Source organism: Bradyrhizobium sp. 14AA, assembly GCF_054185205.1.
Window position 1 is genome coordinate 176,206 of sequence record NZ_JAVAYM010000015.1, and the last position, 21,801, is coordinate 198,006.

The 21,801-nt window shown below is 65.0% G+C and carries 19 protein-coding genes; 8 read left to right on the top strand and 11 right to left on the bottom strand.

Annotated features, from left to right (window positions below):
* Positions 1-133: 133 nt before the first annotated feature.
* From RAD15_RS25870 to RAD15_RS25890, 5 genes are all read right to left on the bottom strand, one after another.
* The gene (locus tag RAD15_RS25870; RefSeq protein ID WP_458181016.1) at positions 134-1,741 is read right to left on the bottom strand and encodes a sulfite reductase subunit alpha; all 1,608 of its coding nucleotides are present in this window, start codon (positions 1,739-1,741) and stop codon (positions 134-136) included.
* Positions 1,738-3,522 carry a NirA family protein gene (locus RAD15_RS25875; RefSeq protein WP_458181017.1) on the bottom strand — a complete coding sequence of 595 codons (1,785 nt, stop codon included), beginning with the start codon at positions 3,520-3,522 and terminating at the stop codon, positions 1,738-1,740. The genes RAD15_RS25870 and RAD15_RS25875 overlap by 4 nt, the downstream gene beginning before the upstream one ends.
* Before the next feature lie 337 nt (positions 3,523-3,859).
* Entirely contained in the window at positions 3,860-5,023 is a 1,164-nt protein-coding gene (locus RAD15_RS25880; protein WP_458181018.1) for a CmpA/NrtA family ABC transporter substrate-binding protein, read from the bottom strand.
* Positions 5,020-5,610 carry an ANTAR domain-containing response regulator gene (locus RAD15_RS25885; RefSeq protein WP_027559205.1) on the bottom strand — a complete coding sequence of 197 codons (591 nt, stop codon included), beginning with the start codon at positions 5,608-5,610 and terminating at the stop codon, positions 5,020-5,022. The genes RAD15_RS25880 and RAD15_RS25885 overlap by 4 nt, the downstream gene beginning before the upstream one ends.
* 247 nt (positions 5,611-5,857) lie before the next feature.
* Positions 5,858-6,226, bottom strand: a complete 369-nt coding sequence (locus RAD15_RS25890) for a hypothetical protein (RefSeq protein WP_458181019.1) — start codon at positions 6,224-6,226, stop codon at positions 5,858-5,860.
* Positions 6,227-6,331: 105 nt separating this feature from the next.
* On the opposite strand from RAD15_RS25890, the gene RAD15_RS25895 reads away from it, so the two are divergent.
* Entirely contained in the window at positions 6,332-6,469 is a 138-nt protein-coding gene (locus tag RAD15_RS25895; protein WP_458181020.1) for a hypothetical protein, read from the top strand.
* Between the two features lie 241 nt (positions 6,470-6,710).
* Complete coding sequence (gene rimO, locus RAD15_RS25900) at positions 6,711-8,030, top strand: 30S ribosomal protein S12 methylthiotransferase RimO (RefSeq protein ID WP_458181021.1); 1,320 nt, start codon at positions 6,711-6,713, stop codon at positions 8,028-8,030.
* 99 nt (positions 8,031-8,129) lie between these two features.
* On the opposite strand, the gene RAD15_RS25905 is transcribed toward rimO, so the two are convergent.
* Positions 8,130-9,074 carry a hypothetical protein gene (locus RAD15_RS25905; protein WP_458181022.1) on the bottom strand — a complete coding sequence of 315 codons (945 nt, stop codon included), beginning with the start codon at positions 9,072-9,074 and terminating at the stop codon, positions 8,130-8,132.
* A 125-nt stretch (positions 9,075-9,199) separates the two neighbouring features.
* On the opposite strand from RAD15_RS25905, the gene RAD15_RS25910 reads away from it, so the two are divergent.
* Both RAD15_RS25910 and RAD15_RS25915 read left to right on the top strand, forming a co-directional pair.
* Positions 9,200-10,342 carry a tetratricopeptide repeat protein gene (locus tag RAD15_RS25910; RefSeq protein WP_458181023.1) on the top strand — a complete coding sequence of 381 codons (1,143 nt, stop codon included), beginning with the start codon at positions 9,200-9,202 and terminating at the stop codon, positions 10,340-10,342.
* A gap of 288 nt (positions 10,343-10,630) precedes the next feature.
* On the top strand, positions 10,631-11,827 hold the full coding sequence (locus tag RAD15_RS25915; RefSeq protein WP_458181024.1) for an acetylornithine transaminase: 1,197 nt from the start codon (positions 10,631-10,633) through the stop codon (positions 11,825-11,827).
* A 168-nt stretch (positions 11,828-11,995) separates the two neighbouring features.
* On the opposite strand, the gene RAD15_RS25920 is transcribed toward RAD15_RS25915, so the two are convergent.
* The 3 genes from RAD15_RS25920 to pcsA all read right to left on the bottom strand — a co-directional run bounded on the left by RAD15_RS25920 (position 11,996) and on the right by pcsA (position 14,544).
* Complete coding sequence (locus tag RAD15_RS25920) at positions 11,996-12,970, bottom strand: quinone oxidoreductase family protein (protein WP_458181025.1); 975 nt, start codon at positions 12,968-12,970, stop codon at positions 11,996-11,998.
* Between the two features lie 75 nt (positions 12,971-13,045).
* Positions 13,046-13,780, bottom strand: coding sequence for a TerC family protein (locus tag RAD15_RS25925; RefSeq protein WP_458181026.1), 735 nt, complete (start codon positions 13,778-13,780; stop codon positions 13,046-13,048).
* Complete coding sequence (gene pcsA, locus RAD15_RS25930) at positions 13,777-14,544, bottom strand: phosphatidylcholine synthase (RefSeq protein ID WP_458181027.1); 768 nt, start codon at positions 14,542-14,544, stop codon at positions 13,777-13,779. Before pcsA ends, RAD15_RS25925 begins: the two co-directional genes overlap by 4 nt.
* 86 nt (positions 14,545-14,630) lie before the next feature.
* Here pcsA and RAD15_RS25935 point away from each other — a divergent pair, with 86 nt between their 5' ends.
* Complete coding sequence (locus RAD15_RS25935; RefSeq protein ID WP_458181028.1) at positions 14,631-15,815, top strand: UbiH/UbiF family hydroxylase; 1,185 nt, start codon at positions 14,631-14,633, stop codon at positions 15,813-15,815.
* Positions 15,816-15,821: 6 nt separating this feature from the next.
* Here RAD15_RS25935 and RAD15_RS25940 read toward each other — a convergent pair whose 3' ends face one another.
* On the bottom strand, positions 15,822-16,775 hold the full coding sequence (locus RAD15_RS25940) for an AEC family transporter (protein ID WP_458181029.1): 954 nt from the start codon (positions 16,773-16,775) through the stop codon (positions 15,822-15,824).
* 106 nt (positions 16,776-16,881) lie between these two features.
* On the opposite strand from RAD15_RS25940, the gene hspQ reads away from it, so the two are divergent.
* Positions 16,882-17,214 carry a heat shock protein HspQ gene (gene hspQ, locus RAD15_RS25945; RefSeq protein WP_458181030.1) on the top strand — a complete coding sequence of 111 codons (333 nt, stop codon included), beginning with the start codon at positions 16,882-16,884 and terminating at the stop codon, positions 17,212-17,214.
* A gap of 78 nt (positions 17,215-17,292) precedes the next feature.
* Here hspQ and RAD15_RS25950 read toward each other — a convergent pair whose 3' ends face one another.
* On the bottom strand, positions 17,293-18,114 hold the full coding sequence (locus RAD15_RS25950) for an invasion associated locus B family protein (protein WP_458181031.1): 822 nt from the start codon (positions 18,112-18,114) through the stop codon (positions 17,293-17,295).
* A 260-nt stretch (positions 18,115-18,374) separates the two neighbouring features.
* Between RAD15_RS25950 and RAD15_RS25955 the strand changes: the two genes are divergently transcribed.
* Positions 18,375-20,213 (top strand): extracellular solute-binding protein, encoded by a 1,839-nt coding sequence (locus tag RAD15_RS25955; protein ID WP_458181032.1) that lies wholly within the window; start codon positions 18,375-18,377, stop codon positions 20,211-20,213.
* A gap of 4 nt (positions 20,214-20,217) precedes the next feature.
* Positions 20,218-21,720 (top strand): AMP-binding protein, encoded by a 1,503-nt coding sequence (locus tag RAD15_RS25960; RefSeq protein ID WP_458181033.1) that lies wholly within the window; start codon positions 20,218-20,220, stop codon positions 21,718-21,720.
* Positions 21,721-21,801: the final 81 nt, after the last annotated feature.

A 21,801-nucleotide genomic window follows, 5' to 3' on the forward strand; every position in this document is an offset into this window, starting at 1 on the left:
CTTCGCAGGCGCAAATTCTTCTGAAGCCCGGGTTCCGAGAATCTTATTCGTTAAGATCCGAGCCAGTTGGAACCGGCTCGGATGACGGTGGGATGACAGTCGGACTCGGGCCTTGGACCCCCGCCCATCGCCCCTAGTAGACGTCGGCCTGGAAGCGGCCCGTCTTCTTGAGCTCGGCGACGAAACTGACGGCCTCGTCGGTCGACCGCGCGCCGAACTGGGCGACGATGTCGACCAGCGCGCGCTCGACGTCCTTGGCCATGCGCTTGGCATCGCCGCAGATGTAGAGATGCGCACCGTCGGCGAGCCAGGTCCACAATTCGCGGCCGACCTCGCGCATGCGGTCCTGCACGTAGAACTTCTTCTCGCCGTCGCGCGACCAGGCCAGCGACAGCCGCGTCAATTGACCCGACGTCTTCATCGCATTGAGCTCTTCCTGGTAGAAGAAGTCGCAATCGCTGCGCTGATGGCCGAAGAACAGCCAGTTCTTGCCGGGCGCGCCGGTCGCCTTGCGGTCGAGCAGGAAGGCGCGGAACGGCGCGATGCCGGTGCCGGGGCCGATCATGATGACAGGCGTCTTCGCATCCTGCGGCAGGCCGAAATTGTGCGCCTTCTGCACATAGACCTTGAGCTTCTCGCCCTCAGCGATGCGCTCGCCGAGGAAGGTCGAGGCGACGCCGATACGTTTGCGCTTGCCGATCACGTAACGCACGGAATCGACCGTCAGCGAGAGTTTGCCCGGCGTCGCATTGTGTGACGACGAGATCGAATAGAGCCGCGGCTGGAGCGGCTCCAGCGCCTCGATGAAGGCTTCGGGATGCGGCCGCGTGCCGGAAAACTTCTGCAGCGCCGCCATGACGTCGAGCGTCGCGGCATCGCCATCGGGATCCTCGCCCTGCGCCAGCGCCCGCGCTTTCTCGCGCTGCGCGCCGCCGGTGATGAAGGAGAGCAGTTCGAACAGCGAGTCCGGTGCCGGCGACAGCGAGACGTCGTCGATCAGCACCTCGCGCAGCGTCTTGCCGCTGACCTTGGTGGTGTGGGAGGCGCCGAGCAGTGCGATGACCTGGTCGACGAGGCCGACATCGTTGCGTGCGAACACACCGAAGCTGTCGCCGACGACGTAGTCGAGCTTGCTCTCGGAGAGATCGAACTCGACGTGATAGGTTTCCTTCTCCGACTTGCCCTTGTTGAGCAGGCGGCGCGACAGGAAGGTCGCGGCAACCGGGTTGTCGCGCGAGCGGCCGGGCTCTGCGATCGTCACGGTCACAGCCGGGGCTGCCACCGCGTCCTGCTTGTCAGCCGCCTTGGCGGCCGGCGCCTTGTCCAGCTCCTCGTACAGCGACTTCAGCATCCGCGCGGTTTCCTTGCCGCCGGGAACGCAGAGATTGAGCCGTGCTTCGCTGCGGCCCGCGATCGCCTCCGAATAGTCGTGGCAATTGTAGCCGCACTGGCCGCAATCCTGCTGCGCCATCGCCGCCATCATCTTGCGGCGCACGGGACGGCCTTCGGCGAGCTTCATCCGATCGGCGATCGGCATGGTCTGGTCGTGCCACGGCGCTTCGCCATCGTCCCCGTCGCCGGCTTGCATGACAGCGGCGCCCTGCTCTGCCGACAGCGGCGTCGCCACCTCAGGCGACAGCAGCCCGGCAAAGAAGCCGTTCAGCCAGGAACGCTGCGCGTCCGAAAACGGTGCGCTGGCGGGAATGATATCGAGTTTCGGCGGAGGCGTGATCTGGTTCATGCGGACACCTGTGCATCGGCAAGCTTGCGCAGCGTCTCGCCGTCATGGCGGCGCGCGAAGGAGAGGAAGGTTTCGTCGGGAGACGAGCGATGGGCCATGTAGGCCTTGAGCAGTCCCTCGACGGTCTTCGGCGCGTCCTCGGCCTTGAGGTCGTGATAGACCTCCTGCCCGACGTCGGCGTCGGGGCCGAACCCGCCACCGGTGAAGAGATGATAACCTTCGACCGTGTCCTCATCGTTGACAGGCACGCGCGCACCGATCAGTCCGATGTCGCTGATGTAGTGCTGCGCGCAGGAATGGTGGCAGCCGGTGACGTGGATGTTGACCGGCTTGTCCATGGCGACGCGCGGTTCGCACCAGTCGCCGATCTCGGCGGCATTGCGCTTGGTATTGGAGGCCGCAAAGCGGCAGCCGGCATTGCCGGTGCAGGCGATCAGGCCGGCGCGGATATGCGAGGCTTCGACCGCGAGCCCGATCTGCTTGATCGCCGCTACGGCAAGCTCGACATTCTCGTCGCGCACGCCCGATATCAAGAGGTTCTGCCAGACCGTCAGGCGGATCTCGCCATCGCCCAGGTCGCGCGAAACCTTGGCGAGGCCCCGCATCTGGTCGCAGCTGAGCTTGCCGAGCGTCAGCGACACGCCGATCCAGTTGAGGCCGTCCTGCCTCTGCTTGTGCACGCCGATATGGGCCATGCGGTCCGCCGCCGGCCGCGGCGCGAACGCCTCTTCCGGCACGCGCGTAAACGGCGTCTTCAACCGTTCCTCGACCAGCCTAAGGAAGCCGTCGTGCCCCATGGCGTCGAGCACGTATTTCAACCGCGCCTTGTTGCGGTTGGTGCGGTCGCCATGCTCGATGAAGACGCGCACGATGGCGTCTGCCACGGCGGTCGCCTGCTCCGGCTTGACGATGATGCCGGAGTATTTCGCGAAATCCTTGTGACCGGTGATGCCGCCGAGGCCGAGGCGGAACCAGACCCCGGGCTCGACGCCGAACCCGTCCTTCACCTCGAACGCCGTGAAGGCGATGTCGTTGGTCTCCTCGAGAACCGCGATCCTGCCGGCGCCGTCGAAGGCGACGTTGAACTTGCGCGGCAGGCCGTAGAGCGAGCGGTCGTTGAGGATGTGATAGTGCCACTCGCGCGCATAGGGCCGCGTGTCGATGATTTCCTGCGGATCGATGCCGGCGGTCGGCGTGCCCGTCACGTTGCGGATGTTGTCGGCGCCGGAGCCGCGCGAGCACAGGCCGAGATCCTGGATGCCCTCGATCAGCTTGATGGCATTCTTCGGCGGGATCTCGCGAAGCTGCAGGTTGGCCCGCGTCGTGACGTGACTGTACGGGCCGCAGAGATCGTCGGCGAGATCGGCTAGGCCGGACATCTGCCAGTGCTTCATGATGCCGTTCGGAATGCGCAGGCGGCTCATGTAGGAGTCCTGCGTCGGCGCGACGTAGAAGATGCCGTAATAGCGCCAGCGGAAATTGTCCGCCGGGCTCGGCGGCGCGTTGTCGAGGGCCTGCTGGCGCAGCCGCGGATAGGCATCGAAGGGATGCTCGTCGCGCTTGACCTTCTCCTGGTCGTTGAGCTTCTTGCCCGACGCGATGACCTTGTCCTGCGCCTTGAGGTGCACGGCATCGGGACCGGTCGGCTCGGCATTCGCCTTGCCGGCGCCACCGCCGCCGAGGCCGCGTCCGACCCGGCTGATCTGCAAACCGGTCGTGAAGCCTTCGAGGTAGCGTTTCTGCTCGTCGGTGAAGTCGACTGCGAGCGTATCGATTTTCATGGTCGGTAACGAAGCTCCTGCGGCCACCTCGGTGGCATCGACGGACATTTGCGCGACCCGCGAGGAACTCGGCTGGCCCAAAGAGCCGGCTTTGTCACCCAACGGTCCGATCAGCTTCGTTGCTGCGGGACTCGGCTCAGCAGGCACCTGTGACAAGCTGGCCGCAGTGCAACATACAAGTTGCGTGCCAGCTTTGAGGAAATGAAAAATGTTGTTATTTCAGTTACATAGAAGAACTCCCGGGAAAATCCCGGGTTGGACGCTCTCATGAAATTCGAGCAGTCAGCCTAAAATTTGGACGATAATCAGTAGCGCCCAAAAACGATGCAGCGTCGAATCAGGCCTTCCAGCGCCCCACTTCGAAGGCCCTCAGATGCCCCGGGATGTCTCCGGCATCGAAGGTTGGCCCTGCGAATGCCCCGAACGCTGCAGGAGCCTCATGCGGCGGCCGCTGGCCGACGGCGGCATCGTAAAGATCGGGCCTGAACACGGCCATCGCCGTCTTGACGCCATCAGGGGTCAGCGCCGTCTGCCCCCAGCGCACCATCTGCGCGTAGAGCCAGGCCGCCTGGACCGGCTCCGGGCGCCCTGCCCCTTCACGCCCGACCAGAAGGTACCGGCCGCTTTCGCGCACCTCGCCCTCGGGCGAGATCTTCAGGCGCCCGGTGAGCGAGCGCTTGATCACCTCGGCATCGACGCCAATCCGCTCGGGCTGCGCCAGGATCTGCGCGGCCTCGGTCAGGTTCGCAGGGCTCTCGATGAACTCGGCGCCCTTCACCGCCGCGCGCACCAGGCTAGCGACCACGTCCGGGTGCTTGTCGGCCCAGACCTGCCGAACCGCCAGCACCTTCTCCGCCGCGCGCACCAGGATGTCGGAGACGAAATGCAGGATATGGCCGATGCCGAGATCGACCGCGACCGAATTCCAGGGCGCCCCGACGCAGAACGCATCGACATGGCCGTTGGCGAGACTGTCGACCATGTAAGGCGGCGGCAGCACCACCAGCCGGACATCCTCGTCCGGATCGACGCCGGCCGCCGCCATCCAGAACCGCAGCTGGTAATTGTGGGTCGAGAACGGAAAGGTCATGCCGAAGGTCAGCGGCTCGGCCCCCGCCTTGCGCCTGATGGCAACGACCTTCGCCAGCGCCTTGGCGGTCACGAGCGGATCGAAACGGTCGCCGTCGACCTCCTGCATCAGCGCGGCATGAAGCGCCGGCGACACCGTGATCGCATTGCCGTTGATGCCGAGATTGAAGGGCGCGGCGATCGGCACCTTGACGTGGCCGAGCCCGAGCGAGGACGCGATCGCCACCGGCGCGAGCAGATGCGCGGCGTCGAACAGGCCGATATTGAGTTTGTCGCGGACGTTGGACCAGGACACCTCGCGCACCAGCTCGACGTCGAGGCCCTCGGCAGCGGCAAAGCCCTTGTCGACGGCGACGATCAGGGCTGCGGCATCGACCAGCGGGATGAATCCGATACGGAGGGGAGCGGTCATTTCAGCATCTCCGACGCGGTGATGATCGACTGCGCGATCTCGCCGATCTTTTTCTTTTCGCGCATCGCGGTGGAGCGCAGCAGCACATAGGCCTCGTCCTCGGTGAGGCCCTTCACCTTCATCAGAATGCCCTTGGCCTTCTCGATGATCTTGCGGTCCTCGAGCTGCGACTTGGTGCGCTCCAGCTCCTCCTGCAGCTTGGCGAAAGCGTTGAAGCGGGACACGCAGAGGTCGAGGATCGGCTTGATGCGCTCCTTCTTCAGTCCGTCGACGATGTAGGCGGATACCCCCGCCTCGACCGAGGCCTGGATCGAGGCTGAATCGCTCTGGTCCACGAACATCGCGATCGGCCGCTTCACGGCGCGGCTGACCTGGAACATCGCCTCCAGCACGTCGCGGCTGGGGTTTTCCAGATCGATCAGGATGATGTCGGGGTCGACCGCATAAATACGGGCGAGCAGGCTCTGCATCTCGCGGATATGGACGACCTGCGTGAATCCGGCCTCCCGCAATCCTTCCTCCAGGATCGCGGCCCGGATCGGGCTTTCGTCGACGATCACGATTTTGGGCGACTGTTCGGCGCTCATAGCTCACTCACGGCAGGTGATTCATCCATAGCACGCCGGATCGCCCTGCAAAGGGTTGTAATTATGGGCAATTGGGACTAGCTGCGGCAGGTCCATCAGGCAGATCAGATATGGATCACACGGCTGCGCCCAAGGTCAGCTTCGTGTCGCTCGGGTGCTCCCGAGACAACGAATGTATGCTTTTCGACCCGCGCTGCTCCCAAAAGAAAAAGCCGCCCGAAGGCGGCTGTCATCTGGGCTTGTGCCCTCAGGGAATCTTCGCGCCAACGATCATCTTGTCGAGAAGTGGCACGGCGGCCAGCACCGCCGTCTCGTTGAGGCCGGAGACCGCTAGCCGCACGACGTAAGAATTGCCGTCCTTGTCGAGATCGGCGTAATGCGCGATGACTTCGATCGGCTGGTCCTTCAGGGACGGATTGTCGTAGCGGTTGATGATGACCTTCGGGTTGACCGAGGGAAGCGTGGTGATCTTGGCATTCTTGCCGGATGTCGTCGTCCAATCCCGATCGCCGGCTGCGATCCATTGGACCAATTCGGTCCGATCCTTGTTGTATCTGCCTTCGGCATAGATGATTGCTTCGGCTTTACCGAAGCTCTTCCCGTTAGGCACGAACATTGAGGCGCCGTACTTGAGACTCGCGGCCTCGTCTCTCACCCACCCATCAGGTGCGTTCACGCGTGGCCTGAATTCCGGACACATTCGTTCTTGCCGGTCGCAGACATGGATGATCTTGTCGACTTCGGCCCGCGCCGGAAACATCGCGCCGCAGGAAACGGTAACGAAAGCCAGGCCGAAGATGAAACGGCGCATCGCAGTAAAGCTCCATGGAATCAAGGCAAGAAACAGAACAACAACTAAAACGTGCACGTTCGAGCAATTTATCTCGGCTCGCCACTCGCTCGATCGGAACTAGCTTCCACCATCAGGGGGCCCTCAGTTAGTCGACACCTCCACCTCCCTAGCTACTGGCCGATCGCATCATATTTCCGTGAGTACTGCTTTAGCATCGCACCGCGCACGTTAGTTGTTGAATTTCACCATCGGATCAATTACTTGGATCGCAAATCCGAACAATTGAGCTGAATAGGTCCCAGGCGATATGGACAGAGCGCCGCGTATTTCATTCACGTCACTCGGCTGCCCCAAGGCATTGGTGGATTCCGAGCGCATCATCACGCGCCTGCGCGCGGAAGGTTACGAGCTCGCCCGCAAGCATGACGGGGCCGACATCGTCATCGTCAACACCTGTGGCTTCCTCGACAGCGCCAAGCAGGAATCGCTCTCGGCGATCGGCGAGGCCATGGCCGAGAACGGCAAGGTGATCGTGACCGGCTGCATGGGCGCCGAGCCCGAGCAGATCGAAGAGGCCTATCCCGGCGTGCTCTCCATCACCGGCCCGCAGCAATATGAGAGCGTGCTGGACGCCGTGCACCGCGCGCTGCCGCCGGCGCACAATCCGCACCTCGATCTGGTGCCGCCGCAGGGCATCAAGCTGACGCCGCGCCACTACGCGTACTTGAAGATCTCCGAGGGCTGCAACAACCGCTGCACCTTCTGCATCATCCCGAAGCTGCGCGGCGACCTCGTCTCGCGCCCGGCCAACGACGTGCTGCGCGAGGCCGAGCGCCTGGTCGGCGCCGGCGTCAAGGAGCTGCTGGTGATCTCGCAGGACACCTCGGCCTATGGCGTCGATCTCAAATATGCCGAGAGCCCGTGGAGGGACCGCCAGGTCCGCGCCAAATTTCTCGACCTCGCGCGCGAGCTCGGCGAACTCGGCGCGTGGGTGCGGCTGCAATATGTTTACCCCTACCCGCATGTCGACGAAGTCATCGCGCTGATGAACGAGGGCAAGGTGCTGCCCTATCTCGACATCCCGTTCCAGCACGCGAGCCCCGAAGTGCTCAAGGCGATGAAGCGCCCGGCGGCACAGGACAAGACGCTGGCGCGCATCAAGCGCTGGCGCGAGGAATGTCCCGATCTTGCCTTGCGCTCGACCTTCATCGTCGGCTTCCCCGGCGAGACCGATGCCGATTTCGCCTATCTGCTCGACTGGCTCGATGAAGCCGAGATCGATCGCCTCGGCTGCTTCAAATACGAGCCGGTTGCGGGTGCGACGTCGAACGCGATCGAGAACCCGGTGCCCGAAGAGGTCAAGCAGGAGCGCTACAACGCGCTGATGGCCCGCCAGCAGAAGATCTCCGCGCGCCGGCTGAAACGCAAGGTCGGCACGCGCCAGCAGATCATCATCGATGAGGTCGGCCCGACCGTTGCCAAGGGCCGCTCCAAGGCCGATGCGCCGGAGATCGACGGCGCGGTGTATCTGTCGAGCCGCCGCCCGTTGCGCGTCGGCGAGATCGTCACCGCGAAGATCGAGCGCGCCGACCAGTACGATCTGCACGGCAGCGTCGCGGGGTTCTGACACCCTCCGTCATTGCGAGCGTAGCGAAGCAATCCAGAATCCCTCCGCGGGAACAGTCTGGATTGCTTCGCTACGCTCGCAATGATGTTGTGGATGCTGTCACGCCAGCCATTTCGGCACCCAGCGCTCCGGGCGCGGTGCGCGGGCGAGATCGGCCTTCGCTTCGGCCAGCAGCGCCGCCTCGCCGTGGATGGTCGGGCGCACATCGTATTCGAAGGTCGGCATGACGCGGCCATCGGCATAGAGGCCGAATTTCATCGCGTACCACAGGCCAAGCTCGGGCTGCGCGCGGCGCATCTCCTCGCGCAAGTCCCGCAGCAGGGATTCGATCGAGGCGGCTTCCTCGAACGGCTGCGGACCGCGCGACAGGACGCGCGCCTCGTACTGCTTGCCGACGATCGCCACTTCAAAATGCGTCTTGTCCCAGGGCTTCTTGCCCTTCGGCAGATGCGCCGCAAGCCGCCAGCCGAGTTCGGCCATCAAGCGGTGATTGGCCCAATAATCTTCGCGATCCCGGCTCCATTTTTCCATGAAGCCACGGAAGTCGGGCATATCAGGCGCACCGTCATCACACGCCGTGCTGTCGCCGGCGGCCGGCTGTCCGGCAAGCCATTGCGCGAGCTCGACCGTTTGAGGCTCGACCTCGTCATGCGGCAGCAGGTCGCTCCAGGCCTTGTCGAATCGCTGCGACGTCAGTTTGGCGAGCAACCCGTCGAGGCTCGGCGCGAGCAGCTCGTAATCGCCCTCGGAGCCCAGCCCCACGATCGGCGGATTGTCACGATCGAGGCCGGCGCCATACCAGCCGCCGACGGCCGACCCGTCAGGCAGCCGCATGAACAGCGAAAACCTGTCGCGCAAGGGACTGCCGTCGACAATCGGCGCGGAATCGGAGAACTGGCCCAGCAGGGAGAAACAGCCGACGCTGCCCCAGGGGCGTCCCTTGAGCCAGGCGGCGAAGTCGACCAGCAGCGGAGGCGCTTCGATGCCCGGCGGAAACGCGCCGCGAATGCTGTCGAGATCGATCGGATAAGGGGTGTCGGACAAGGCTGAAAACTATCTGGTTGGTCCCGCTTCTCTTGGTCGGAACGGCCATGCGTCCGGTTCGAACCAATTGGCGTCCATCGATCACAAACGCGCTAGAGGTTCAATGGTTTCCGCGCGGCAATCAGATGACACGCATTCACAACATCAGCATCCGCGCCGGACTAGGCGCGATCGGTATCGCATTGACCTTGCTCACCCATCCGGCTGCCGCGCAATCGGCTGCGCAGGCGCGGCAATGGTGCTTCGGCACCGACAGGGTCAGCGACGAACAGCGCCTCGCGGGCTGCTCGGTGGTGCTGAAAGCCAACCCCTCGCATGCACGGGCGCTCGCCAACCGCGGCGAGACGTTCCGCCGCCAAGGTGACACCGAGCGCGCCGTGGCCGACCTCAACCGCGCCATCGATCTCGATCCCAAGGACGCCATCGCCTGGTACAATCGCGGCATCGTCTATGACGACCTCGGCGATCGCGACCATGCCATCGCCGACTATACGAGCGCGATCCGGCTCAAGCCCGGTGATCCGTTCTACTACAACAACCGCGGCAACTCCTACGCCGGCAAGAACGACTACGCGCACGCGCTCGCCGATTACGATCAGGCGATCAAGCTGGATGCAAAATTCGCACTGGCCTATTACAACCGCGGCTCGGCCTATCGCGAGCACGGCGAGGCCGATCGCGCGCTCGCCGATTTCGACCTGTCGATCAAGCTCGACCCGAATTACGGCCCGGCCTATGGCAACCGTGCTCGCGTCTATCGTGACCGCGGCGACCGTGCCCGCGCGCTGGCCGATTTCGCCAAGTCGCTTCAGCTCTCCCCGAACAACGACCTCGATTTCTATGCACGCGCGAACATGTATTTCGAGACGCATGATTATGCACTTGCGCTCGAGGATTACGACCACGCGATCAAGGCCAATCCGAATTATTCCGGCGTATTCAATTCGCGCTGCATGACGCGCGCGATCGTCGGACGCTTGCAGGAGGCGCTTGCCGATTGCGAGCAGTCGCTGCGGATGCGTCCGGACGATCCCTATACGCTGGACAGCCGCGCCCTCACCCACCTCAAGCTCGGCAATCTCGACGCGGCAATTGCGGACTACGATGCGGCGCTGAGCGCAAAGCCCGGCCTCGACAGCGCGCTTTACGGCCGCGGACTTGCGAAGCGCAAGAAAGGCGACACCGATGGGGCGGAGCGCGACATCGCGGCGGCAAAGGCGATCAACGCCGGCATCGCCGATGTGTTCGCCCATTACGATGCTCAGTGAAGCGGCCGCACATCCAACCTGACCGAAGCACGCCAGGCGGGTGTCGCGCAAAACACCTGCTTGACAAGCCCTGCCGATCGCATGTATTGCCGCGCCCCATGATCAACTCTCGGACCCATCTGCGCCAAGCCATGCGTCGTCGCTCCCGCGACGATGATGGGTTGCGCCATGTCCGACGACGCCGCTGAACACCTGAATTCAGCACAGTTTTCGAGAAGGCCGCACCCGCAAAGTGCGGCCTTCTTGCTTTTCGCGTCCCTTTTCCACCCGCCTCCAGAGGAGTTCGACATGACCACCGCCACCCATCCGTATGACGCGCTGATGGACATCACCGCACGGCCCAAGGCGGTGTTCGTCCGCGGCGCGGGCTCCTACCTCTGGGACGACGGCCGCAAGCGCTATCTCGATTTCGTGCAGGGCTGGGCCGTCAACTGCCTCGGTCACTCCCCGCCCGCAATCGCTGATGCGCTCGCCGCGCAGGCCAAGCGGCTATTGACGCCGAGCCCGGCGTTCTACAACGAGCCGAGCCTCAAGCTGGCGCAGGCGCTGGTCGCAAACAGCGCCTTCGACCAGGTGTTCTTCGCCAACTCGGGCGCGGAAGCCAATGAGGGCGCGATCAAGCTCGCGCGCAAATATGGCAACCTGCACAGAGGCGGCGCGTTCGAGATCATCAGCTTCGAAGGCGGCTTCCACGGCCGGACGCTGGCGACGATGTCGGCCTCGGGCAAGAAGGCGTTCGAGCCGCTGTTCGAGCCGAAGGTATCAGGCTTCAAGAAGGCGAAGCTCAACGACATCGCCTCGGTCGAGAAGCTGATCAACGCCAACACCGTCGCGGTGATGCTCGAGCCGATCCAGGGTGAATCAGGCGTGTGGCTGGCGACCGATCAGTTCCTGAAGGAGCTGCGTGCGCTCACCGAGACGCACGGCCTGCTGCTCATTTTCGACGAGATCCAGACGGGCATGGGCCGGACCGGAAAACTCTTCCACTATGAGCACGCCGGGATTGCGCCCGACATCATGACGCTCGGCAAGGGCATCGGCGGCGGCGTGCCGCTCGCAGCCCTGCTCGCGACCGAACGCGCCTCCTGCTTCGAGCACGGCGACCAGGGCGGTACGTTCAACGGCAACCCGATCATGTGCGCGGCGGGCCTGGCAGTGCTTGAGGAGATCGGCAAGCCGGACTTCCTCAAGTCGGTCACCGAAACCGGGCTGTTGCTGGAAAGCGAGTTGCAGAAGGTCTCGGCTCGGCACGGGCTCGGCGGCGTGAGGGGACGCGGGCTGCTGCTCGCGCTCGACCTCAAGCTGCCGATCGCGCCCGGGATCGTCGCGCAGGCGTTCGAGGCCGGCGTGCTGCTGAACGCGCCGCAGGTGGACACGCTGCGCTTCATGCCGGCGCTGAACGTCACGAAGGGAGAGATCGCCGAGATGATCGATTGTCTCGACGGAATTTTGACCAAGGCCGGCGCGGCAAGACGGGTGGCGTAGGACAAGTCTCGTGCCCCGGACGCAGCGCAGCGCCCCTTCGGCGGTGCGCTGCAGAGCCGGGGCCCATCTCCCCGCAGCGTCGCGTGCCCCTTCTGGGTCCCGGCTCTGCGCAGCAGCGTAAGAACGCTGCGGCGCGTCCGGGACACGGGGCGGATGATGGTGAAGGAATTAAGGCTTCAAGATCGACGCACCCGTGGTCTTGCGGCTCTCGAGATCGATATGGGCCTTCGCGGCATCCTTCAGCGCGTAGGCGTGGTTGATCGGCACGTGGAGCTTGCCGTTGATGACGGCGGCGAACAGCGTGTCGGCGCCTTCCAGGAGTTCCGCGCGCGTACCGACATAGTCGTTGAGCTTCGGCCTCGTCGCGAACAGCGAGCCGTGATTGTTGAGCTCGGCGATCGAGAACGGCGGCACGGGACCTGACGCGTTACCGAAGGAGACGAACATGCCACGCGGCTTCAGGCAGGACAGCGAGCCCGGGAAGGTCGCCTTGCCGACGCCGTCATAGACGACGTCGCAGCCCTCGTTGCGGCTGATCTGTTTCACGCGCGCGACGAAGTCCTCCTCATTGTAGAGGATGACGTGGTCGCAGCCATTGGCCTCGGCGAGTTCGGCCTTCTCGCGCGAGCCGACCGTGCCGATGACGTGGGCCCCGAGTGCCCGAGCCCATTGGCAGGCGAGCAGGCCGATGCCGCCGGCCGCGGCGTGGATCAGCACGCGGTGATGCGGCTCGACCCTAAAAGTCTTGTGCAGGAGATACCAGACGGTCAGCCCCTTTAGCATCAGCACGGCGCCCTGCTCGTGCGTGATGTGATCGGGCAGCTTGACCAGCTTCTCCCAGGGGATGTTGCGCTCGCCGGTATAGGCACCGAGATTGTGATAGTAGGCGACGCGGTCGCCCGGATGGAAATGCGTCACGCCGGGCCCAACCGCGACCACCTCGCCCGAGGCCTCGTTGCCGGCGATGAAGGGCAGCCCCGGCGCCTTGTAGAGGCCGGTGCGATAATAGACGTCGATGAAGTTCAGGCCGACCGCATGCTGGCGGATGCGCACTTCGCCCGGGCCGGGCGCCGGCACGTCGATGCTCTCATAGACCAGGGCTTCGGGGCCCCCGACCTTGTGCACACGGACCGCTTTGGTCATCGCCTGACCTCCTCTTCTCGCCGCCAAGCGAAAGACATCGCGCCCGTCTTGTCAACTCGACGCCGGCTGGAGCGCCTAAACCGACGGCTTGCCGGGTTTCCTGCGGTTGCGCTTGGCCAGCACGTTGAAGAATTCGACAGCCGCCGAGAACGCAATTGCGAAGTAGATATAGCCGCGCGGGATGTGGAATTGGAAACCGTCCGCAACCAGCGCGACGCCGATCAGCACCAGGAATGCCAGTGCCAGCATCTTGGTGGTCGGATGCTCCGCGACGAATCGCGACACCGGCCCCGACGAAATGTACATGATCAGGCAGGCGATCACGACCGCCGCGATCATGATCTCGATGTCCTGCGCCATGCCGATCGCGGTGATGATCGAGTCCAGCGAGAACACGATGTCGATGACGATGATCTGGACGATCACCCAGAAGAAGGCGCTGCCGCCGGATTTCTCATCGCCCTCGCCGTCATCCGCCTCGACCTCGGCATGGATCTCGTGCGTCGCCTTCGCGATCAGGAACAGGCCGCCGCCGATCAGGATCAGGTCGCGCCACGAGAAGTCGTAACCCTGGAACGAAAACACCGGCGCGGTCAGGCCGATCAGCCAGACCAAGAGGCTGAGCAGGATGATGCGGAACACCAGCGCCAGCGCCAGCCCGATCTGGCGGGCGCGATGCGCCTGCTTCTCCGGGATGCGCGAGACGATCACCGACAGGAAGATGACGTTGTCGATGCCGAGCACGATCTCGAGCGAGGTCAAGGTGAGAAGCGCGGCCCACGCCTCGGGGCTGGTCAGCAGATGCATCATGCGAAGGATCTTGCCAGCCGTATCAACGCGTCGCTGAAGCTGATCCATAGCGCGATGGCGCAGAGTGCGACCGTCACGCCGGTGCCGACGCGGAAATCCACCTCCAGCGTGTAGAGGGAGAGCAGCGCCCAGAGCGCGATCAGCGACATCGTCAGCCAGCGCAGCCGCACGACGCGCACCGGATGCAGCACGTGGAACGGCACGAAGGTCAGCACGACGAGCGCAGCCACCAGCAGCGTCGACCACAGCGGCGGCCAGTGCAGCAGGAACAGATAGAACGCCGCCGCATTCCACAGCGCCGGGAAGCCGCGGAAATGATTGTCGTCCGCCTTCATGCGCAGATCGGCGAAATATAATGCACTGGTGACGATGATGGCGACGCCGAGCAAGGGAGCTGCGACCGGCAGCAACAGCCCGCTCGCCACGATCGCGTAGGCGGGCACGAAGACATAGGTGACGAAATCGACCACGAGGTCGAGCACGTCGCCCGACCAGTTCGGCTGCACGTTCTTGACATCGAGCCGGCGCGCGATCGGACCGTCGATCGCGTCGATGATCAGGGCGACGCCCAACCATTGAAACATCGCCGCCCAGTGCTCGCGCACGGCCTCCAGCATTGCGAGCAGCGCGATCGCCGCGCCGAAGGCGGTGAAGATGTGCACCGTGAAGGCCGCGGCGCGGATCGCCGGTCTCGGCTTCAGGGAATCCTGCTGGGTATCCATGGCTTCTGCTATCAGAACGGGACCGGTTTGCACATAAGCCATTGCGCCGCCCGGTCGCACAATTCGTCATAAAATCAGGCAAAATCAGCGGGCTTGAATTTGCCGCGGGGCGTGTCATTTGTCGTTCCATGACAGACGCATCGACACACTTTGACGCGGCCGTGATCGGCGGTGGACCGGCCGGACTTGCGGCGGCCATCGCATTGGCGCAGGCCGGGGCGCGGACCGCATTGGTGGCGCGACGCGTGCCCTATGCCGACAACCGGACCACCGCGCTGCTGGGTGCCTCTGTCGATCTCCTGGAGACGCTCGATGTCTGGCCGCGCTGCAGGGACAAGGCTGCCGCGCTCGAGATCATGCGGCTCGTCGACGACACCGGCCGGCTGTTCCGCGCGCCGGAGGTCCGGTTCTCCTGTCACGAAATCGCACTCGATGCCTTCGGCTACAACATCGACAACCGCTCGCTGATGCTGGCGCTGGAAGAGCGCGCGGCCGAGCTGCCCAACCTCACCCGCTTCGATGACGAGGCCGAGAGCGTTGTCATCGAAGCCGATGACGTCGCAATCCGTACGGCCTCCGCGCAATTCCTGTCTGCCCGCCTCGTGGTCGGCGCCGACGGCCGGCATTCGCTGTGCCGGGAGGCCGCCGGCATTGCGGTGACGCGGCGCGAGCTGACGCAGACCGCGCTGACCTTCAACGTCGGCCACACGCGGCCGCATCGCAACGTCTCGACCGAGTTCCACACACCGCACGGTCCCTGCGTGTTCGTCCCCCTGCCCGGCGACCGCTCCAGCATCGTCTGGGTCTCGGCTCCAGCCGAGGCTGAACGGCTCCGCGGCTTGAGCGACGCGGAGCTGTCCGCCGAGATCGAGAAGCAGTCGCATTCGATCCTCGGACGCATGACGGTGGAGCCCGGCCGCAACCTGTTCCCGCTGGCGATCGAACGGCCCAAATCCTTCGGCCGCGACCGCATCGCGCTGGTCGGCGAGGCCGCTCATGTGGTGCCTCCCATCGGCGCCCAGGGCCTCAATCTCGGCCTGCGCGATGCCGCCGACATTGCTCGGCTCGCCGCCGAGGCCATCGCATCGGGCGAGGATCCCGGCGCGGACGAGGTGCTCAAGCGCTACGACCGCGCACGGCGCCCGGACATCCTGAGCCGGACGTATGCGATCGACATCGCCAACCGCTCCCTGCTCAACGATTTCCTGCCGCTCCAGCCGGTCCGTGCCGTCGGCATGCACCTGCTCGGTGCCATCGGCCCACTCAGGCGCTTTGCGATGCGCGAGGGCCTGACGCCGACCTGGCGAAAATAGCGTCTCTCACGGAAACGCCAGCCGCCCGGTCTGGATCGCCCACATCACGCTGGTCAGCGTGACCACGGACGCAAACGTCCCGAGCAGCACCGCGACGGAGGCGGATTCGATCCAGGCATCGTTCTGCCGCGCGATGACGAACACGTTCAGCGCCGGCGGCAGCGAGGCCATCAGCACGGCGGTCGCGGCCCAGGGCTGCGCGAACGGGCCGAATGCCAGCATCAGGCCGAATGCGGTGAGCGGATGGATCAACAGCTTCACCGCAATCACGCCCGGGACCTCCCACGGGACGCGGTCGAACGGGCGCAGCGCCACGGTCACGCCGAGCACGAACAACGCGGTCGGCGCGGCCGCGTTCTGGAGGAAGGTGATGGTGCGGTCGAGCGCGACCGGCAGCTCGATATGCAGCGCCGCCACGGCCGCACCGAAACACGCCGACATGATCAGCGGGTTGAGCACGATCTGCTTCAGCACGACGCCGAAGGCATGGACCAGCGAGGGATGATCGCGGTCGGACAGCTCGATCAAGAGCGGCACGATCGTGAACAGGAAGATGCTGTCGCAGCAAAAGATCAGCGCGGTCGGCGCCGACGCCTTCGGCCCGAGCACCGCCAGCGCCAGCCCCGGGCCCATATAGCCGATATTGCCGTAGCCGCCGGACAGGCCCGCGAGCGTCGCCTCGCGCAGCGACAGCCGGCCGAAAACCTTGCCGACGACGAGCGCCAGGGTGAACGCCGCGACCGTCGAGAGCGTCGTCGCGATCAGGAACGGCGGGTTGTTCAATTCCGCAAACGGCGTCTTCGACATGATCGCGAAAAGTAGCGCCGGCAGCGACACGTAGAGCAGGAAGAAGTTCATCCAGGCGAGCCCCGATTCCGGCAGGGACTTGAGCTTGCCGCAGGCGAAACCAACGAAGATCAAGCCGAAATAAGGCAGCGCCAGATTGAGGATATCGACCATTGATGAAGTGTTTTCTGAAGACTTGGGGGCTATCCGCCCCGGAAGCGGGGGCTAATTCCAGATGAGGGCACTAGCATCGGCCACAATCCTGGTCTATCGACGGGGAATGATTAAAGCGCGGACCGCCAAATTCCAGATCGGACAGGTCGTACGCCACCGGATCTTCTCGTTCCGGGGCGTGATCTTCGACATCGATCCGGAATTCAACAACACCGAGGAGTGGTGGCTGTCGATTCCCGAGGAGGTGCGGCCCCACAAGGACCAGCCGTTCTATCACCTGCTCGCGGAGAATGCGGAGTCCGAGTACGTCGCCTATGTGTCCGAGCAGAACCTGCTGCCCGACGATTCCGGCGAGCCGATCCGGCATTCCCAGGTCGCCGAGATCTTCATCAAGGACAAGACCGGCGGCTATCGCCCGCGCAATCCGTCGCTGAACTGATCTTCGCCGGGACCCAACGGCCCAGTAAAAAAGGCGCTCCAGGTGAGCGCCTTTTTCATGTCCGGGATTAAGCCCCGATTACTTCGAAGCGGTCGGAGGTGCGCCGGGCGCGCCACCCTGCTGCTCGAGCTTCTTGCGCTGCTCGTCGGCCTTCTTCTGAAGCTCTTCCTGGAGCTTCTTCTGGGTTTCCTCGAACACCTTCGGATCGGTCGGCGGACCGTCATAGGCCTTCTGGAATTCGCCGGCGAGCGGCAGCGGCAGGGTCAGCGGCGCGCCGTTGGCGTTGATCGCCTGGACGACGAGGTTCTGGCCCTTCTTCATGTTGGCGATGAGCTCGGGCGTCGCCTCGTAGTCGGACATGCAGCCGTTCTGGAAGCAGATCACGTACGGGCTCTGCAGCGGCGCGTTGCTGTCGACGATGATGCGGGTGCCGTGCACGAGCTGCATGCCGAGCGGCAAGGTCACGCGCAGGATCTTCTTGGGCTCGCCTTCCGGCTCGATGATCACGGCGGCGATGACCGGCTGGCCCGACTCGATGCGGCCGTCCTTGCCGGTGAAGCAGACCTGCTTGGCGTTGGCGTCCTGGCCCTTGAGGCAGAACTTGGTCCAGGGGGCGTAGATCAGCTGGATCTGCTGATCCGCCGGCTGGGCCGCGCCCTGCTGCGCCGGAGCGCCCTGGGCGGGAGCCTGCTGCGCCGGCTGGGCCTGGGCCGGAGCCTTGGGGGCCGCCTTGGGAGCAGCTTTCGGAGCCGGGGCCGCCTTGGGAGCGGCGGGTGCACCAGGCGCCGGCGCCGGAGTCTGGGCCTCGGCGGTAAACGGAACGGCCAACGCCGTCGCCGTCAACAAGGCGAGAAGTCGCCCGCGCGGCCGGACGGACGCGGCCAAGTAACGGAAATTCATTGCGGAAAACCCTTTCTGAACGGGAAGCGCCCGAACCGCTCCGAAGCGACGAACCTAGCCGCGTTGGGCGCGGCTCTCTCCCCGTCAAATGAGGCGGATAAGTGACGGGCTCGACGCTCTTGCGCGATCGGGTGCCTTCTTAACGTGGCCGACGAAAAGATCAATGCCGACAAGCGTCTTTGACCGCCTTGGTGGCAGCGCCCCACCAAATTCCCTGTGATAGGATTCAGGCGCGCCGATCCTCGAATCAACGTGTGCAAATGTTCATGTTCCAGCGCCTTCTCGAGGGCTCCGGCGTCCGCCTTTGCGTCCTAGCCGCGGCCGTCGGGCTATGGGCAACCGGCGCACGGGGCGAGCAGGCCCACGCCATCGCCATGCACGGCAAGCCGGCGATGGCCGTCGATTTCACCCACATGCCCTACGCCGACCCTGATGCGCCCAAGGGCGGCCGGCTGACCTGGGGCATCCTCGGCACCTTCGACAGCCTCAATCCCTTCATCGTGAAAGGCCTGGCCGTGCAGCCGATCCGCAACTACGTCGTCGAAAGCCTGCTCGCGCGCGGCCAGGACGAGCCGTTCACGCTCTACGGCCTGCTCGCCAGGTCAGTCGAGACCGACGACGAGCGGAGCTTCGTCACGTTCCGCCTCGATCCCCGCGCCCGCTTCTCCGACGGCAAGCAGGTCACGGCCGAGGACGTGCTGTTCTCCTGGGAGCTGCTGCGCGACCACGGCCGCCCCAACCACCGGCAATATTACGCCAAGGTCGCCAGGGCCGAGGCGAGCGATCCCCTCACCGTCCGCTTCGAACTCACTGGTGCCAACGACCGCGAGCTGCCGCTGATCCTCGGCCTGATGCCGATCCTGCCCAAGCACGCCGTCGATGTCGCGACCTTCGAGGAGACGACGCTGACCGCCCCGGTGGCATCGGGCCCCTATCGCGTCACGGCGGTGAAACCCGGCGCCAGCGTGACGCTGACGCGCAATCCCGATTATTGGGGCCGGGACCTGCCGATCAATCGCGGGCTCTACAATTTCGACGAGGTCAGGCTCGACTATTTTCGCGAGGCCAACGGCCAGTTCGAAGCCTTCAAGCGCGGCCTCTATGACTTCCGCGTCGAGCACGAGCCGCTGCGCTGGCACGACGGCTATGATTTTTCAGCCGCCAAAAGCGGCGAAGTGATCCGCGACACCATCAAGCCAGGCGTGCCGCAGCCCTCGGAATTCCTGGTGTTCAACACGAGGCGCCCGATCTTCGCCGACATCCGCGTGCGCCAGGCACTGACACTTTTGTTCGATTTCGAGCTGGTCAACCGCAACTACTTTTTCGGACTCTATTCGCGCGTCGCCGGCTATTTCGCAGGCTCCGACCTATCCGCCTATGGCCATCCCGCGGACGCGCGCGAGCACGAACTGCTCAAACCCTTCGCCGCACAAATTCGGCCCGACATCATGGACGGCAGTTATCGCCTGCCAGTGACCGACGGATCGGGACGCGACCGCACCACGCTGCGCGCGGCGCTGAAGCTGTTGTCGGAGGCCGGCTACGATCTCGACGGCACCGTGCTGCGCAATCGCACGACCAAGGCGCCCTTCACCTTCGAGATGCTGGTCACGACCCGCGACCAGGAGCGCATCGCGCTCGCCTTCCAGCGCGACCTCAAGCGTGCCGGCATCGAGCCGAGCGTGCGAACGGTCGATCCCGTGCAGTTCGACCAGCGCCGGCTCGGCTACGAGTTCGACATGATCCAGAACCGCTGGGACCAGTCGCTGTCGCCCGGCAACGAGCAATATTTCTACTGGGGCAGCGCCGCCGCCGACAATCCGGGGACCCGCAACTACATGGGCGCGAGGGATCCGGCGGTCGATGCCATGATCGCCGCACTGCTCGAGGCCCGTGAACATACGGCCTTCGTCTCGTCGGTGCGGGCGCTCGACCGCGCCTTGATCGCGGGCTTCTACACAATCCCCCTGTTTAACGTATCCGAACAATGGATCGCGCGCTGGAATCGGATAGAACGGCCCAAGGCCACTTCGCTGTCCGGCTATCTGCCGGAGACCTGGTGGTCGAAGGGGCAGCCTCCAGCGACTCAGGCAAAGTGACGCCGTGAACCAGCCAGCCGTATCGCCGACGCTCGACACGTTGTTTCAGCGCACGCTGATGCGGCAGCCGCACGCGCCCGCTCTGCTCGATCCCCTCAACAAGGCCCGCGTGACCGGGCACCAGCCGCGGCGAATGACCTATGCCGAGGCTGACACGGCCATCGAGGCGCTGTCGGCCTATTTCGTCGAATCGGGCCTGCCGGCCAATTCCGTCATCGCGATCCAGCTGCCTGCCACCGTCGAGTTCGTGCTCACCGTGCTTGCCGCCCATCGCGCCGGCCTCGTCGTCGCCGTGCTGCCGCTGCTCTGGCGCCATGCGGAACTGACCGCGGCGCTGAACCGCACCGCGGCGCGCGCCATCGTCACCATGAGCACAGTCGACGGCGTCAGCTACGCCGATCTGGCCATGCACGCGGCCGCCGAAGCCTTCTCGATCCGTCACGTCTGCGGGTTCGGCACCGACCTGCCCGAGGGCATGGCTTCGCTCGACGAGGTGCTGGCCCGCCCGCCCGGCACCACGCGCGCCGTAATCCAAGACGGCCGCAAGGCGGCGATGATCTCCTTCGACGTCACCGCGGAAGGTTTTCGCCCCGTCCCGCGGCCGCATTTCAGCCTGATCGCCGGCGGCCTTGCGATGTCGCTCGAAGCCGACATCAGGCAGGGCGCGACGGTGATGGCCGCGTTCACGCCGATGTCGTTCGCGGGCCTCGCCTCCTCGCTCGCGGTGTGGCTGCTCTCCGGCGGCGCGCTGGCGCTGCATCATCCCTTCGAGACCGAGGTACTGGAGCGGCAGATCAACGAGCACGAATGCGAGGTGCTGATCGCGCCGGCGCAGCTCGCGCTACGGCTCGGCGATGCCGATTTGGCGGCGCGGATGCCGACCTTGCGCAACGTCGTCGGCCTCTGGCGCGCGCCGGAGCAGGTGGCGGCGAGCGATGCCTGGATCGCGCCGCATGCGCCGCTGACCGACGTCTATCTTTTCGGCGAGGCCGGCCTGTTCGGCGCCCGCCGTGGCGAGGACGGCATGCCTGTTGCGGTGATGCCGGGGCCGCACGGCGCACCGCGCGAACAATCCGGCTCCTCCATCGCCGGCGAGATTCTGTTGACGCCGAAGGGCACGCTCGGCCTGCGCGGGGCGATGGTGCCGATCGCGGCCTATGCGCCGCCGCAGCCGGTCGGCGACACCCTGACGGCGCAGCCGCCGCGCGACTATGTCGACACCGGCTATGCCGCCCGGCTCGACCGTCCAAGCGGCGCGATCTGCATTACCGCGCCGCCCTCCGGAATCATGGCTGTCGGCGGCTACCGCTTCCTCTCCAACGACCTCCAGGAATGGGCGCGGCGCCTCGGCCAGGGCGCCCTGCTCACCGCGCTGCCCGACCGGCTCTCGGGACACCGGCTGGCGGGCCGCGCCCAGGACAATGCCCGCGCCCGCGAGGCGCTCAGCGAGCTCGGGCTTAACCCCCTGATGGTCGAGGCTTTTCGCGACCGCTCCGGTCCGGTCTAGGCGCAGTTTCGGCGCTTCCGTTGACGCAGCATTAAGGCGGCTAAACTAGATTGCGCAGCATCTGTTGCGTGATCAGAGTTT

Coding starts and splice junctions, on each gene's coding strand:
- RAD15_RS25950 (WP_458181031.1), bottom strand. CDS start 18,114: ATGAATTTCCGTTACTTGGCCGCGTCCGTCCGGCCGCGCGGGCGACTT.
- hspQ (WP_458181030.1), top strand. CDS start 16,882: ATGATTAAAGCGCGGACCGCCAAATTCCAGATCGGACAGGTCGTACGC.
- RAD15_RS25885 (WP_027559205.1), bottom strand. CDS start 5,610: ATGAGCGCCGAACAGTCGCCCAAAATCGTGATCGTCGACGAAAGCCCG.
- RAD15_RS25915 (WP_458181024.1), top strand. CDS start 10,631: ATGACCACCGCCACCCATCCGTATGACGCGCTGATGGACATCACCGCA.
- rimO (WP_458181021.1), top strand. CDS start 6,711: ATGGACAGAGCGCCGCGTATTTCATTCACGTCACTCGGCTGCCCCAAG.
- RAD15_RS25910 (WP_458181023.1), top strand. CDS start 9,200: ATGACACGCATTCACAACATCAGCATCCGCGCCGGACTAGGCGCGATC.
- RAD15_RS25920 (WP_458181025.1), bottom strand. CDS start 12,970: ATGACCAAAGCGGTCCGTGTGCACAAGGTCGGGGGCCCCGAAGCCCTG.
- RAD15_RS25940 (WP_458181029.1), bottom strand. CDS start 16,775: ATGGTCGATATCCTCAATCTGGCGCTGCCTTATTTCGGCTTGATCTTC.
- pcsA (WP_458181027.1), bottom strand. CDS start 14,544: ATGGCTTATGTGCAAACCGGTCCCGTTCTGATAGCAGAAGCCATGGAT.
- RAD15_RS25935 (WP_458181028.1), top strand. CDS start 14,631: ATGACAGACGCATCGACACACTTTGACGCGGCCGTGATCGGCGGTGGA.
- RAD15_RS25870 (WP_458181016.1), bottom strand. CDS start 1,741: ATGAACCAGATCACGCCTCCGCCGAAACTCGATATCATTCCCGCCAGC.
- RAD15_RS25925 (WP_458181026.1), bottom strand. CDS start 13,780: ATGATGCATCTGCTGACCAGCCCCGAGGCGTGGGCCGCGCTTCTCACC.
- RAD15_RS25880 (WP_458181018.1), bottom strand. CDS start 5,023: ATGACCGCTCCCCTCCGTATCGGATTCATCCCGCTGGTCGATGCCGCA.
- RAD15_RS25890 (WP_458181019.1), bottom strand. CDS start 6,226: ATGTTCGTGCCTAACGGGAAGAGCTTCGGTAAAGCCGAAGCAATCATC.
- RAD15_RS25895 (WP_458181020.1), top strand. CDS start 6,332: ATGGATGATCTTGTCGACTTCGGCCCGCGCCGGAAACATCGCGCCGCA.
- RAD15_RS25875 (WP_458181017.1), bottom strand. CDS start 3,522: ATGAAAATCGATACGCTCGCAGTCGACTTCACCGACGAGCAGAAACGC.
- RAD15_RS25955 (WP_458181032.1), top strand. CDS start 18,375: ATGTTCATGTTCCAGCGCCTTCTCGAGGGCTCCGGCGTCCGCCTTTGC.